This is a genomic window from Sphingomonas fucosidasi (assembly GCF_036663855.1).
GTDB lineage: Bacteria > Pseudomonadota > Alphaproteobacteria > Sphingomonadales > Sphingomonadaceae > Sphingomonas > Sphingomonas faeni_B.
The window spans coordinates 65,972-79,604 of the sequence record NZ_JAXOJR010000013.1 but is presented as its reverse complement, the minus strand read 5'-3'; the positions used below and the strand labels follow the sequence as shown (position 1 = coordinate 79,604).

At 69.2% G+C, this 13,633-nt stretch carries 10 protein-coding genes; 7 read left to right on the top strand and 3 right to left on the bottom strand.

Annotated features, from left to right (window positions below; all coding sequences use genetic code 11):
- The first annotated feature begins 16 nt into the window (after positions 1–16).
- Genes pelG through pelF form a run of 7 tightly spaced genes read left to right on the top strand, consistent with a single transcriptional unit; the run spans position 17 to position 8,881 of the window.
- Positions 17–1,414 (top strand): exopolysaccharide Pel transporter PelG, encoded by a 1,398-nt coding sequence (gene pelG, locus U1737_RS18975; RefSeq protein ID WP_332797863.1) that lies wholly within the window; start codon positions 17–19, stop codon positions 1,412–1,414.
- Positions 1,415–1,428: 14 nt separating this feature from the next.
- The gene (locus tag U1737_RS18970; protein WP_248523638.1) at positions 1,429–2,307 is read left to right on the top strand and encodes a glycoside hydrolase family 191 protein; all 879 of its coding nucleotides are present in this window, start codon (positions 1,429–1,431) and stop codon (positions 2,305–2,307) included.
- On the top strand, positions 2,304–4,025 hold the full coding sequence (locus U1737_RS18965) for a tetratricopeptide repeat protein (protein WP_332797862.1): 1,722 nt from the start codon (positions 2,304–2,306) through the stop codon (positions 4,023–4,025). Before U1737_RS18970 ends, U1737_RS18965 begins: the two co-directional genes overlap by 4 nt.
- Positions 4,022–5,497 (top strand): hypothetical protein, encoded by a 1,476-nt coding sequence (locus U1737_RS18960; protein WP_332797861.1) that lies wholly within the window; start codon positions 4,022–4,024, stop codon positions 5,495–5,497. The genes U1737_RS18965 and U1737_RS18960 overlap by 4 nt, the downstream gene beginning before the upstream one ends.
- A complete protein-coding gene (locus tag U1737_RS18955; RefSeq protein ID WP_332797860.1) occupies positions 5,494–6,462 on the top strand; it encodes a hypothetical protein in 969 nt (322 codons plus the stop codon). The genes U1737_RS18960 and U1737_RS18955 overlap by 4 nt, the downstream gene beginning before the upstream one ends.
- Entirely contained in the window at positions 6,459–7,373 is a 915-nt protein-coding gene (locus U1737_RS18950; protein ID WP_332797859.1) for a hypothetical protein, read from the top strand. The genes U1737_RS18955 and U1737_RS18950 overlap by 4 nt, the downstream gene beginning before the upstream one ends.
- Complete coding sequence (gene pelF, locus U1737_RS18945) at positions 7,370–8,881, top strand: GT4 family glycosyltransferase PelF (RefSeq protein WP_332797858.1); 1,512 nt, start codon at positions 7,370–7,372, stop codon at positions 8,879–8,881. The genes U1737_RS18950 and pelF overlap by 4 nt, the downstream gene beginning before the upstream one ends.
- Positions 8,882–8,911: 30 nt before the next feature.
- Here the strand turns inward: pelF and U1737_RS18940 are convergent, their stop codons facing one another.
- Genes U1737_RS18940 through U1737_RS18930 form a run of 3 tightly spaced genes read right to left on the bottom strand, consistent with a single transcriptional unit; the run spans position 8,912 to position 13,630 of the window.
- The gene (locus tag U1737_RS18940; protein ID WP_248523649.1) at positions 8,912–10,513 is read right to left on the bottom strand and encodes a TolC family outer membrane protein; all 1,602 of its coding nucleotides are present in this window, start codon (positions 10,511–10,513) and stop codon (positions 8,912–8,914) included.
- Entirely contained in the window at positions 10,503–11,876 is a 1,374-nt protein-coding gene (locus U1737_RS18935; protein WP_332797857.1) for an HlyD family type I secretion periplasmic adaptor subunit, read from the bottom strand. Before U1737_RS18935 ends, U1737_RS18940 begins: the two co-directional genes overlap by 11 nt.
- The gene (locus U1737_RS18930) at positions 11,873–13,630 is read right to left on the bottom strand and encodes a type I secretion system permease/ATPase (protein WP_332797856.1); all 1,758 of its coding nucleotides are present in this window, start codon (positions 13,628–13,630) and stop codon (positions 11,873–11,875) included. Before U1737_RS18930 ends, U1737_RS18935 begins: the two co-directional genes overlap by 4 nt.
- Between the last annotated feature and the right edge of the window lie 3 nt (positions 13,631–13,633).

Here is a 13,633-nt window from a genome sequence, read left to right as displayed (position 1 = left end):
ATAGGCCGGCAGTGTTATGGCGGGCATAGGCTTCCAATTGGCGAAAACCGCGCGTGAGGGCGGCGTCGGCGGGATCGTCGGCGCCGCTGCGTTCGGTACGGTGATCAGCGCCGGGCCGTGGCTGATCACCGCGGTCGCGATGGCGATGCTCAACCACTGGTCGGGCGCGCATCTCGGTGCGCGCGGCGCGCGGACCGTCCAGACGATCCTGGTCTATGCGTTCAGCCTGTCCGCACTGGCGGCCGCGCCGGTGGGCGTCCTCGCGACGCGGATGGTGGCGGATCGGATCTTCGCACGCGATGCGGGCGGCGTGTCGGGGATCATGCTGGTCGCACTCGCCGTGGGCGGCGCGATCGCGCTGGCCGTCGGCGCCACCGTGTTCGGATACCTCGCCGGGCTTCCGCTTGGTGAAGCCGCGCTCGCGACCCTGATCCTCGCCTGGCTCACACAGGTCTGGATCGCCGCGCCCCTGCTCACCGCGCTGCGCCGTTACCGCGCCATCCCCCTCGCCTATCTGCTCGGCATCGGCTGTTCGACGCTGACATTGTGGATCTTGCCGAAGCCCGACGTCGTCACGTTGCTCGCGGTCATCGCCGGCGGTATCGGCCTGACGCTGGCCGCGATCATGGTGGTGATCCGTCGACACTTCTCCGCCCCGCCCGTCTTACCGACACGTGATGCAATGGCGCCCCGGCTTGCGTGGATCGTCGCTGCAGCAGGCGTTGCCGGGGTCGCCGCGATCTGGATCGACAAATGGCTGTTGTGGACCGGTCCCGACAGCATCCGCGCGATCGGCCTGTTGCGGCTCAATCCGATCAACGACCAGGGCAGCTTTCTCGGGCTGCTGACGATGGTGCCCGGCCTGACGCTGTTGCTGATCGTCACCGAGACGCGGTTCGATCGCGCGTTCGGCGACATGATCGTCCGGTGTACCGGCACGTCGACTCTGCAACGGATCGAGGAAGCGCGCGGCGACCTCGTGCGGACGTTGTTCGACGGGCTGCGGATCATGCTGCTCGTGCAGGCGCTCGTCGCGGCGCTCGCCTGGGTCTTTGCGGTACCGCTGTTCGAACTGATAGGCGCGGACGCTCGGGCGATCTTCGCGTTCCGCCAGACCTCGCTCGGCACCGTCTTCCACCTCGTGGTGATCGCGACGACCGTCGTGCTGGCCTATTACGACCTGTTCGGGCGGGTCCTGCTGACCTGGACCGCCTTCGCGATCGGCAGCGGCGTCGCGACGCTGCTGCAATGGAATGCGGGGTTTGCCGCGTTCGGGTGGGGCTATATGGCCGGCGCGGTGGTCGGTGCGTCGGTCGGCATGGCGCTGGTCGCCGAAGCCACGGTCAACCTCACCTATCTGCTGTTCGTCGGCAACAATCCCTCGGTGGTGGGGCATGGAGGGCGTCTGTTGTGACGGGAATGACGGATATGCGGCGCCGGACGATCCTCCAGCGGGTGCTGGCGCTGGGTGCAACGGCCCTGACGCTCGGCGTCCGGTCGCGGTCGGATGCCGCCGCCAAGCCGCGCGCGAACACGGCGCTGCGTTGGGGTGTCGATTACGGCGCAACGACCGATCCCGTCTTGGCGAGGGCGTGCGCGCTGCTCGTGCTGGAGCCGCATCACGCCCGCCCGATCGCACCACTGCGCGGCCGCGGCAGCATTCTGCTCGGCTATGTCAGCTTCGGGGAAGTCGAGCGCAGCCGGCCGTATTTCGCCGAGCTCGAAAAGGCCGGCGCGCTCAGGGCCGCCAATCCCAACTGGCCCGACGCGCGGCTCGCCGACCTGCGTCATCCGGCGTGGCGCGCGGCAGTGCTCGACCGGCTCGTCCCAGCGATCCTGGCGCTCGGCTATGACGGAATCTTCATCGATACGATCGATAACGCCGAAGCGATGGAACGGCAGGATCCGGCGGCCAATACGGGCATGGTAGCGGCAGGCGTATCGCTGATCGCCGCCGTACGGGCGCGCTTCCCGAAGATCCGCATCATGCTCAACCGTGGATACGCATTGCTGCCCGAGGTCGCGCCGAAGATCGATTACCTGCTCGGCGAGGCGATGGCGTCGCGGTGGAACTTCACCACCAAACGGTATGAATTGCTCAGCGATTCGGACTGGGCGTGGCAAGCCGGTCGCCTGCGCGCGGCTCAGGCGCGAAACCCGGCGCTGACGCTGACGACGCTCGATTACTGGGATCCGGCCGATACGAAGCAGGTTGCCGGGCTGTATGCGCGCGAACGCGCGGCGGGGTTCAGCCCCTATGTCGCGACGCTGGCGCTCGACCGACTGAGACCGGAACCAGCCGGGTGAGGATCGACCGTCGACGCGGACGGCTCGCGATCGTCCTGCCTGCCCTCGCCGGACTCGGTCTGCTCGCGGGCGGGCCGATGCTGTTGCCGAACGACCGCGAGATCCTTCACGCCGAGCGTCGCGCACAGCCTGTGCCGGTGGCGAGCAGTTCGATGCCCATGGCGCCGGTATCGCCGCCGGTGCTGCCACCCGCGCATCCGGCGATCGCGGCGCAGATCGCGACCACCGATGCAGCGACGCTCGCCGCGCTGACCACGCAGCTGATCGCCGAGGGGCAGGCGGTCTCGACGTTGCAGGTCGCCCATGATCTGGTCGCCGCGAAGCGGCCGGCCGTGGCTCTCGACTATCTTGCGGCACGGCCCGATGGCCAAGCTGCGGCGACGTGGCGGTTACGTGTCGATCTTCTTCGCCAAACCGGGCGGACCGCGGATGCATCGACGCTCGTCGCGCAGGCGGTGCAGACGCGGAGATCGGTGCCGGCTGCGGATATCATCGCCGCCGCCTATGCGATCGATCGGCCCGACCTCGTGATCGTGGCCGCGGCGAACCACGTCGTGCCGCCGCCCGATGCCGCGCTGGCGCTAGATCTGGCCAGGCGCGCCGACAAAGCTGGCCGCAATGACCAGATCGCGCTGCTCGACAAGGCGACGACCGCGAACTGGCGTGCGGTGGATCCCTGGCTGGCGATCCGGGTCGCGGCACGCGCGAAGGATAGCGCAGCGGGCTTGAGGGCCGTCGACGATTTGCCTGTCGAGCAGCGTCCGGCGGCGCGCGAGGCGATCCTTACTGCGGCAGGCGACCGCGAGGGTCTTCGGACAGAGTTGCTGGCGCGCGCGGCCGCGGCGGGCGCGCAACCCGAGCGGGCGGCGGAACGGCTTCTCGCGGCGGGTTTCCGTGCCGATGCCATGGCAGTGCTACGGCGGGCGGCGGCCGGGCAGCCACCGACCGCGCCGGTGGCACAGCGCGCGCTGTACCTGATGGGTCCGCGGCCGGAATCCGACGATCTCGCCTGGCTGAAACAGCAGAGCCTGCGGGGCAACGCGACCCAGCAACACGCGTGGCTGGCGCGTTATGCCGAGCGCGACCGGCCGGGCGAGGCGCTAGCGTTCCTGTCGCGGCATCCGCTCGCGAGCCAGACCGACGTGATGCTGATGCGGCTGTCGCTGGCCCGCACGGCTGGCAATGATGCCGCCGGTCGCGCGGTGCTGACATCGATGCTGGACGGTCGCGCGCTCGATCCGGCGCAGGTCGGGGCGCTGTCCGCTGCGGCCCCCGCCAGGATCGAACCGGCACAAGCGGCGGCGATCGCGAAACGTCGCGTCGCGTCGGGGATCGCCGCGCCACGCGATCAGCTCGACCTTGCCTGGACGGCGTGGAACGCGGGCGATGCGAAGGGCGCCGCCAAATGGCTCGACGAGTATCTGGAGACGGCACCGATTGATCTGCCCGCGCTGCGGCTGATGGCCGACGTGCAGGCACGGATCGGGGGAGACCGTGCGGCACGCCCATGGCTGGACCGCGCGCTCGCCCAGACGCCCGCGGACAGCAAGATCCGTGTGGACATACTCGAAAAGCTCGGTCGCCGGACCGAAGCCGTCGCACTGGTCGAGACGCTGCGCGCCGAAACGCCGCGCGATCGGTCGCTCGCCGCGCTGCACGCGCGCCTGCTGATCGCACAGGGCCAGGCCGGACGTGCGCGAACGGTATTGGCGCAATGATCGCGCTACTCCTCTGCCTGACGGACGCGCCGGCGCTGACCGTTCCCCGCACCGTCTTCGCAGACACCAGGATCGTCGTACCCGAGGCCGTGCTCGCCTGGCCCGACGATGCCGTCGTCCGCATCGACGAGCGCGACGGAGAACTGGTCGCGCGGTTCGACAGGCCGGTGACGCCCGACCGCATCGCCGCGTTCCGTGACGCCGCGGGCGATGCGATCGGCGATCTGCGCTGGAACGACGACAGCCTCGTGCTGCGTCCCGCCACCGGCTGGACGATGACGTGGCGGCAGGCGGGCCCGGCCGTCGCGCTCACCTTCTCACCGCCGGCTTCAAACGACGCGCTCGCCGAAAACGTGGATGACATCGCGTCCGATGCCGCGCTGACCGCAATCGAGGCGGACGCCGCAGCCGGATATTCGGGGCAAGCACGGCGCGCAGCAACGGCCTTGGCGAAACGCTATCCGACCGACCGGCGTGCCGCCCGGATGCTCGCCGACACGCGACTTGCTGATGGCGACGTGCGCGGGGCGGCACGCGATTACCGTGCGCTCGCGGCGGACGACCTGACCGCACGACGTGCGATCGCCGCCGCACCGGGAACGGCAAGCATCGGCCTCACCGCGCGCGACGGCAGCGACCTGTCGCAGGCCGAGTTCGCCGCGCGAATCGACGCGGCGGTCGCCGACACCCTCGTCGTCGGTGGTGGCCTGCGCCATGTCGCCAGTCGTGTCGGCACGGACGTACAGACCGTGCGAACAGGCGACACCGTGGTCGATGCCTCGCTGGCAGCGGCGTTCGACGGCGCGGTCCGCGTGCAGCTGCTCGCCTCGGCCGCGCTCGACAACGGCGTTACCGGGGGCGGTGCGAAGGCCGTCGCGGGGTCCGCCGACGCACAGTTCCGCGTGACGCTGACCCGGCACATGCCGGATTACTCGACCCCGGCGCAGGTCCTGGCAGGCGGGTATCTCTCGCGCGCGTTGATCGGCGTCACCTATCGCCTGACACCGGGGCTGGCCGCGCAGGCGGATGTCGGCGCGAACCGTTACGGACTTGCCGGCAGCCGCGGCGCTAGCGACACCATCGTCGCGAACGGAGGGCTGGATTACCTGATCCGACGCCAGTTTCCCGCACTCGGCCTGACCTATCGGTTCGAGGCGGAATATGTCCAGCGGATGCAGATGGGCGTTGGCGACCTCGCCTTCATTCCGCTCGCCACGCGGGAGAACCATACCGTCCAGGGGCTGGTCAGCGGTGCGCTCGGCACGGTGCAGATGACCGCGCTGGCCGGCTGGACCGTCGACCGGTTCGGCGGCGACGGCCCAACCGCCAGCCTTGGCATCGCGGCCCCGATCGCGGTCGCGTGGCGGGTCGAGGGCAGCGGCGGCATCACCTCGATCGCACGTCCCGGTTTTGCCGGCCGCCAGCTTTACGCACGGGCGCTGCTGACGCGCAGCCTTGGGAATACGCAGTGACGCACGACGACCAGGCGCCCAAGTGGCGGACCCGGTGGCGCCGCCCCGCGTGCCTTGCCGCGGAGATGGCGATCGCCTTTGCCGCGCTGATCGCGCTCGACTTGTGGCTGACGGGCGGAACCGGCTTCGCGCGCGTCCAGCCCAACCCGTATTGGCTGCCGGTGCTGATCCTGTCGCTCGCCTATGGCACCGGCCCCGGTGTCCTCGCCGCCGCCATCGCATCGGCACTGTGGCTCACGCATGTTCACGACGACCCGGGCGAGCGCGATTACCTCGACCATCTGTTTCACCTGTCGCTGCAGCCGCTGATGTGGTTCGTCGTTGCCGGCGTGATCGGAGAAGTGACGATCGCGCGGACCGGACGGCACGATCGGCTGGAAAAGCGCGGTCGTGTCGCGACACGCAACCTGGCTCGCCTGACCGAAGCGTTCGCCACATTGTCGCAGACCAACCGCCAGTTGCAGGTTCAGATCGCGACCGAGGCGCATACCGTCGGCCATGCGATCGATACGGCAACGCGGCTGTGTTCGCAGGACCCGACCGCACGACGTGCCGCGATCGGCGAACTGATCGCCCTCGCCGCGCGGACTCCAGACTTCACCTGCTACCGGGTTACCGGCAACGAAGCACGCGCGTGGATCCGCGGGCCAGTCACCGCAGGGCGCCGCGACACGCTGCCGGCGGCGCTGATGGAGCGGGCCCAACGCCAACCCGGGATATTGCACGTCGCCAGGCGCAGCGACCGTCAGGTGCTCGACGGTATCGGCGTCGCCGCGATCGCGTTGCCCGATCGCAAGACCGGCGAAGTCGTTGGTTGCCTGGTCCTCCACGCATTGCCGTTCGACACGTTGAACGCCAGCCGTACCGCCGAACTCGCCGAGATCGTCACGTGGTTGACGCCGCTGCTGGCCGATAGGGCGCACGTGACGCAGCGACCGGTGAGATCCGCCGGGCTGGTCGCATGACGCGGCGTCTCGTCGCGCTTTCGGTTCTCGAGACGCTGGTGCTGACGGCATGCTGGATGTCCGACATTGCGGCCGGGTGGGGGCTTGCCGCGCATGTCGTGTTCAGCGTGCTTGGGTTTACCCTGTGGCTTCACAGCGGTGCGGCAACCAACTTTGCGGCGGCGATGCTCGGCGTGCTGGGGCCGCCGGGGCTGCTCGTCGCGGTGCTGTTCGGAGGCCCGTCTCGACTCAGCCGGCTGCGCAGCGACGACGAGATGTTCGGTCCGGTCGCCGGGCGTTCCGCGCAGCGTGGCGCGCGCCTGGCGGTGGCTCGGATGCTCGACGGGCGGGTTCATCATGCGACGCCGGATACGCTGAGTTCACTGGTCACGATCATGCGTCACGGTGCGGTGGCCGAGCGGCGGCGTGCGCTGGAAACCGTGGTGCGATCGTTCGAGCCGGCTCTGTCGCCGCTCATCGCGCTGGCATTGACCGATGGCGACCAGACGATCCGTGCACTGGCGGCGGCGGCATCGGCGCGGGTCGCGGAGAACCTGGTGCTGGCACGCGCGCGGCTGTCGGCGCGGATTGCCGATGGCACCGACCCGGACGCCGCGACGGAACTGGCGAGGCTCCTCGGGGACCATGCCCGCTCGGATGTGCTGTTGTCCGATTCGCAGCGTCTTCACCTTCGCGAGGACGCGGTTGCGACGATGGTGGCCGCAGTCCCCTCCAGGACGGACGATCCTCGCTCTGGAACGCGCGATGCGTTGCTGATGGAAGCACGGTGGGCCGCAGGCGATTACGCGGCGATCGACCGGATGGCGACGGCGATCGAGGCTGCGTCGCAGCGGAACGATGCTGCAATGGAACCGACACATCGCGGTGCGACGACGCTGGCCGCCTGGTGGCTGACGGGAGCGGCGGCATGATCCAGCCTTCGGCACTGCCCGAACGGTCCCGCCCGGTGTCGCCGGACATCCCCGACGCCGACATCTGCCTGATCGTCGAGGGCGCCTATCCCTATGTGATTGGCGGCGTATCCGGCTGGTTGCAGGATCTGATGACCCACCTGCCCGACGTCCGGTTCGTGATTGCCGCGATCAAGCCGGGCGCCGGAGTCCTCCCGTTCCAGCTTACGCCGCCGCCGAACGTCGTCGCGGTGGTCGAGATCGGCTTGGCCCCCGAGCCTGCCATACCCCGCGCGATTCCCGACCGGATCGCGGTGCCGATCGCCGACGCACTCGTCGCGTTCGTCGCGATCGGTGGCGCGGACCGGCTTGCGACGCTGATCGACGTGATCGGCCGCAACGCCCGGCCGCTCGCGCCCGGCGATATCCTGTCGCATCCCGCAGTGTTTGCGCGGCTCAAGCGCCATTACCAGGCGATGTTGCCCAAGGCGTCGTTCCATCATTATTTCTGGGCGATGCGGGTGCTGCTCGGCGGGCTGCTCGCAGTCCTGACAACGCCGTTGCCGCGGGCGAAAGCGTACCACACGATCTCGACCGGTTTCGCCGGCCTGCTCGCCGCCCGCGCCGCGCGCCAGACCGGGCGCCCGGCGTTCATCACCGAGCACGGAATCTACCTGCTTGAACGTCAGATCGAAGTGATGATGGCGGACTGGATCGGCGACCAGGTCGACACCGGGCTGGAACTGGAACGCAGCGTCCGCGACCTGCGCGACCTGTGGGTGCGCGCGTTCACCAGCTATGCCACCGCCTGCTACGACAGCTGCGATCCGATCGTCGCATTGTACGGCGAGAATACGGCGGTCCAGCGCCGGCTGGGGGCAACCGCCGACCGCGTCCGCGTGATTCCGAACGGCATCGATTCGAAGCGTTTCGCGGCCCTGCCGGACCAGCGCGATATAGCGCATCCGCTGGTCGCCCTGCTTGGCCGGGTGGTCCCTATCAAGGACGTCAAGACGTTCATTCGCGCCGCCGCGATCGCACATGCCGAACGTCCCGACATCCGCTTCGTCGTGCTCGGCCCCGAGGACGAGGATCCCGAATATGCCGCCGAATGCACGCGACTGGTCGAGGACCTGGAATTGTCGTCGGTCTTCCGCTTTGCCGGGCGCGTGCGGATCGAGGACTGGATGGCCAAGATCGACCTGCTCGTGCTCACCAGCCTGTCGGAAGCGCAGCCGCTGGTGATCCTGGAGGGCGGCGCGTGCGGAATCCCGGTGGTGGCACCCGATGTCGGCAGCTGCCGCGAGATGATCGAAGGGCGCGGCGGCGCGGACGCGGGGCATGGCGGTATCATCACGCCGCTGGTCAATCCGGCCGCGACGGCCGCGGGGATCCTGGCGATCGCCGGCGATCCGGCGATGCGATCGGCCATGGGCGAGACGATGCGCGAGCGCGTACGGCGCGATTATGATCACGACACGATCATCGGCGCCTATGCCGATCTCTACGAGTCGTTGATCGCGCGGTAGGTGCGTTGGCTTGGCGACATGACCGCCAGCTCAGGTCCCGCCGGTCACCACCATATCGGTCAGGTCGCTCGCCGCTGGTCCGGCCAGCACCGGCGGGCTTTCGATCGGCAAGGCCGTGCCGACCGGTCCGGGCAACGCCTGTAACAGCGCCGGCCTGATCCTGGCGTCGGTCGCGGGCGCAAGCTGCGGTGCAGGTCGGGCCGCGGCACTCGGAACCTGCGCGCGGTCGATCGGTGCGAGGACCGGATCGAACGGCCCGAACGTCCTTGCCCGCACGCGCTGCGTGTTCTGCGCAGGATCATAGCTCGGCACAGCGTGGTCGATCGCTGCCGCTTCAAGGCGTCCAAGCGTCGCGAGCAGGCGCGCTTCCGCCGCATAGGCGCCGTATGTCGCGTTGACGAAGACGAGTTGCGCGGTCAGCAGCCGCTGCTCCGAATCCAGCACCTCGAAATTGGAGCGAAACCCCTCGGCGAAGCCACGCTGGACGCCGGTTAGCGCCGACTCCGCCGCCTCGGTCGCGAGGCGACCCGCCGCCATCTGCTCGCCGCCGGCGACCGCCTGGTTCCAGGCGTTCTGTGCGTTGGCAAGTGCGGCACGCCGCGCCGTCTCGACCTCGAACCCGAGCTGCTGGCGTTCGGCGACTGCGGCGCGGACGCGCGATCCGATCACGCCGCCGGTCAGCAGCGGCATCGTCAGCGTGACCCCGCCGGTCGCCTGCGCCCCGGCATCGCGCAGGCGATAGGAATACGGACTCGCATAGCCATAGCTGCCCGACAGCGCGACGATCGGCGCGCGCTCGGCGCGTTGTGCAGCGATCCTCGCGTCGCCCGCCTTGGTCGCCAGGATCGCCTGCCACAGGCTCGGGCTCTCCTTCTCGACCACCGCGAATGCCGCATCGAGCGAGTGCGGCAGGCCGGGTAGCGTCGGCGGCACGAGCAACGTGCCCGGATTACGCCCGACCACGGCCGCGAACCGCCCCCGGCTCGCCTGAAGGTTAACGGTCGCCTGCGCCAGTTGCGCGCGGATGATCTCGCGTTGGGCCTGTGCCTGCGCGATGTCGGTACGGGTCAGGTCGCCACCGCGTTCACGCGCGATCGCCTGCGTGACCTGCCGTCCGTAGGAGTCGAGCGAGCGCTGCTGGATCGCCACCAGTGCCTGGTCGCGCCGCACCGACACGAACGCATCGACGACTTCGAGCAGGATCGCGTTTTCCGCTTCGCGCAGCCGTTCGCGTCCCGCCAGCACGGTCGCCTCCGCTGCGGACACCTGCGCCGCAGTGCGCCCGCCGTTGAGCAGGATCTGCGAGGCGGTCAGCGATGCGCCGACCGTGCGGCCCCGCGCCGTATCGAAATCGCCGAGCACACCGCGCTGGTCCTGCGACTGGTATTGCAGCGTCATGGTGACGCCCGCGGTCAGTCTATACGCCGCCCCCGCCTGGACGATCTGCTCGTCCAGCGCGCGAAGCTGCGCGCGTTGCCCCTCCAGCGACGGATTGCTGCGATAGGCGTCGGCAATCGCCTGACCCAGCGTTTCGGGCGCCGCGGACTGCGCTTCCGGGGCCGTCTGCGCAACCGCTGCGGCGGTCGGCGACAGCACCACCGCAGCAGCGAGGCGAAGAATATCAGCGTTCATGAAGAGACCGTGAAAAAGCCTCGGTCAACGGATCGAGGAGATAATCGAGGGCGGTACGCGAGCGCAGCTTGACGAGGACGGTGACCGGCACGCCCGCGCGGATTCCGGTATCGCGGCCGCGCACCGCCTCGATCTTGGCGATCTGGTCGCGCGGCACGGTGATCTCGGCGCTGAAATAGCTGTGGCCGGTCTGCTCGTCACGGAGCGAATCCGCGGACACTGTCCGGACCGTACCGAGCAGGATCGGCAGGTCGCGTTCGTGCAGCGACAGGAACTTCACCTCGGCTTCGCGACCAGCGAACACGCCGTCGATGTCGCCTGGCGAGAAGTTCGCGCGGACCACCAAAGGCGCGGCGTCGGGGACGATGTCGAGGATCGCCTGACCCGGCTGAATCACGCCCCCCACGGAGAAGACGCGCAGGCCAACCACACGGCCCGTCACCGGCGCACGGATGATCGTGCGCGCCAGCTGTTCGCGCGCGGCGGCGAATTTAGGTATCACCTCGTTCAACTGGAACTGCGTGTCGCGGAGCAGCGTCGCGCTGTCCTCGACATATTTGCGGCGAGTCTGGACACCCTCCGCCTGCGTCTGGCCGATCTGCTCGCGTGCCGCCGCCGAGCGCGAGACATAGTCCGCATCGGTCCCCTCGAGCTGCTGGATCGAGCGCTCGATCGCCCGCACGGTATTGCGCGAGACATAGCCCTGGTCGGCAAGTGCACGTGTGCTCTCGAGCTGTTGGCGGAGCGATGCGCGCTGGCGGGCGGTTGCCTGAGCCTGTGCGTTGAAGCCGGCCGTCTGTTGCGCGACGGTCGCCGCCTGCTGGCGGAACACCGCACCGTTGGCGGCGAGCGCTGCCGAACGCGCCGTGCGTTGTGCGATCTGGAGCGACTTCGCCCGCTCGATGAGGCGCAGATCATCTCCCTGCGCGGACGCAAACTCGGCGGGCCAGACGATCGCGCCGCCGCGGACGTCCGCTTCGAGCCGCGCGCGTTGCGCCTGGAGGTCGATGACACTGGCGGCGAGCGCGCGCTCGCTCGCGGTGACTTCCGCGCCTTCGAGCCGGAACAGGATTTCCCCGGCGCGGACGTGCTGGCCGTCGCGGACCGCCATCGCCGCGACGATCCCGCCCTCACGGTGCTGGACGGTCTGGCGATTGCCGGCGACGACCACCTGCCCCTCACCCGCTGCCGCTGCATCGAGCCGCGCGAACGCCGCCCAGCCGAGCCCGACCACGAAGAACAGGATCGCGACCAGCCCACCGATGAGAATTGCATGACGCGGAGAATCATCGAGGCGCAGGCGATCGGCAAGGCTTGCGCCGCCCGCGGCGGGTCCCGGGCTGGCCAGTTCGGCGGGAATCATCGTGCGCCTCCGGTCGCAGCCGCGGGCGCGACGTTGGCAGGACGCACCACCTTCGCCCGTTCGTCGAACAGCTGGACCGTGCCACCACGCAGCACCATGATCTTGTCGACCGCCTGAAGCAGCCCGGTCCGATGCGTCGACACGATCACGGTCGCCCCGCGCGCGCGCAGTGCTGCCAGCGTCGTCACCAGCCGCGCTTCGCCATCGCTGTCGAGATGCGCATTGGGCTCGTCGAGGAACAGGATCCTCGGCGTGCCGAACAACGCGCGCGCCAACGCGACCGACTGGTTCTGCCCGGCCGACAGCCCCGATCCGTCCGCCATGCCGAGCATCGTCGCATAGCCCTGCGGCAGGCCGAGGATCACCTCATGTGCGCCCGCCGCCTGCGCCGCCTCGACCACCGCCGCGTCAAGCTGTTCGCTCTCGCCCGCCAATACCGACTGGAACCGCGAGATGTTGGTGTGGACCGAGGTCGGGAACAGCGACGGCGATTGCGGCATATAGCCGACGTGGCGGCCAAGTTGCTCGCGGTTCCAGTCCGACAGGTTCGCACCGTCGATCCGGACCTCGCCCGTATCCGGCGACAGCGCCCCCGACAGCACGCGCAGCAAGGTCGACTTGCCCGCACCGCTTGGACCGACCAGCGCGACGATCTCGCCCGGCGCGACCGCGAAACTGATGTCCGTCAGCAGCGCACGGTCGCTGCCTTCCGCGCGCACGGTAACGCCGCGGACGTCGATCCGACCGATCGGCGCGGGGAGCGTCGTCGCATCGATCGACGGCCCCGGCATCGCACAGAACGCATCGAGATCGCGGTACGCGTTGCGCGCAGCGGCGAGCGGCTTCATCGCGCCGAGGATCTGTTCGACAGGCTGCAGCGCACGCCCGAGCAACAGCGAGGCAGCGAAGATCGCACCGCCCGAAATATCCTGCCGAATCGCCAGCAGAGCCCCGAGCGCCAGCGCGAGCGATTGGAGCAAAAGGCGCAGGAACTTGGTGACCGCGAGAAACTGCCCCGATGTACCGGCAAGTGCGGACTGGCGGCGGACGAGTTCGGCGCGCTCCAGCAGGTGCCGGGTGATCAGCGCATTGCGCATCCCCATGACGCGGGCGACTTCCGATCCGTGAATCGACACGTCCTGTTCGCGCGCCGCCAGCACGGCGCGCGCGTGCGTGTCGCGGGCAGCACCGGCGGTCACCTTGTCGCTGAGGATCGCGATCCCGCCGAGCAGCAGCGCGCTGAGCAGCGCCAGCACGCCGATCCAAGGGTGAAGCAGAAACGCGATGCCGATATAGATCGGTGCCCAGGGCGCATCGAACAGCGCGATGATCGTGGGCCCGGTCAGCGTACCCCGCACCGTATCGAAATCGCGCATAGCCTGGCTGCGCTGCCCGATCGTCGCGCCGTCAGTGCCGAGAATCCGCAGCAATATGCCGGGCGCCGCCCGACGCTCGAGCCGCATGCTCGCGCGCAACAGCAACCGCATTCGGACCGCATCGAGGATCGCGAACACGACCAGCGCGAGCACCAGGATCAACGTCAGCAGCAACAGCGTCGCGCCACCGCGCGTCGGCACGACGCGGTCATAGACCTGCAGCATGAAAATCGACGGCGCGAGGTAAAGGATGTTGACCAGCCCCGAGGACAGCGCCGCGAACAGCAGGTGGCGGCGACAACCCCGCACGGCGCCAGCCAAGGCATTCTGGCGGTGATCGGACCGTGCCGTCGTGGGCGCTGAAGAGAACGTCGGCATGAC

Bases quoted from the DNA above. Each gene is read 5' to 3' on its own strand.
- U1737_RS18940 (WP_248523649.1), bottom strand. From the start codon at position 10,513: ATGAACGCTGATATTCTTCGCCTCGCTGCTGCGGTGGTGCTGTCGCCG.
- U1737_RS18970 (WP_248523638.1), top strand. From the start codon at position 1,429: ATGCGGCGCCGGACGATCCTCCAGCGGGTGCTGGCGCTGGGTGCAACG.
- U1737_RS18930 (WP_332797856.1), bottom strand. From the start codon at position 13,630: ATGCCGACGTTCTCTTCAGCGCCCACGACGGCACGGTCCGATCACCGC.
- U1737_RS18960 (WP_332797861.1), top strand. From the start codon at position 4,022: ATGATCGCGCTACTCCTCTGCCTGACGGACGCGCCGGCGCTGACCGTT.
- pelF (WP_332797858.1), top strand. From the start codon at position 7,370: ATGATCCAGCCTTCGGCACTGCCCGAACGGTCCCGCCCGGTGTCGCCG.
- pelG (WP_332797863.1), top strand. From the start codon at position 17: ATGGCGGGCATAGGCTTCCAATTGGCGAAAACCGCGCGTGAGGGCGGC.
- U1737_RS18935 (WP_332797857.1), bottom strand. From the start codon at position 11,876: ATGATTCCCGCCGAACTGGCCAGCCCGGGACCCGCCGCGGGCGGCGCA.
- U1737_RS18950 (WP_332797859.1), top strand. From the start codon at position 6,459: ATGACGCGGCGTCTCGTCGCGCTTTCGGTTCTCGAGACGCTGGTGCTG.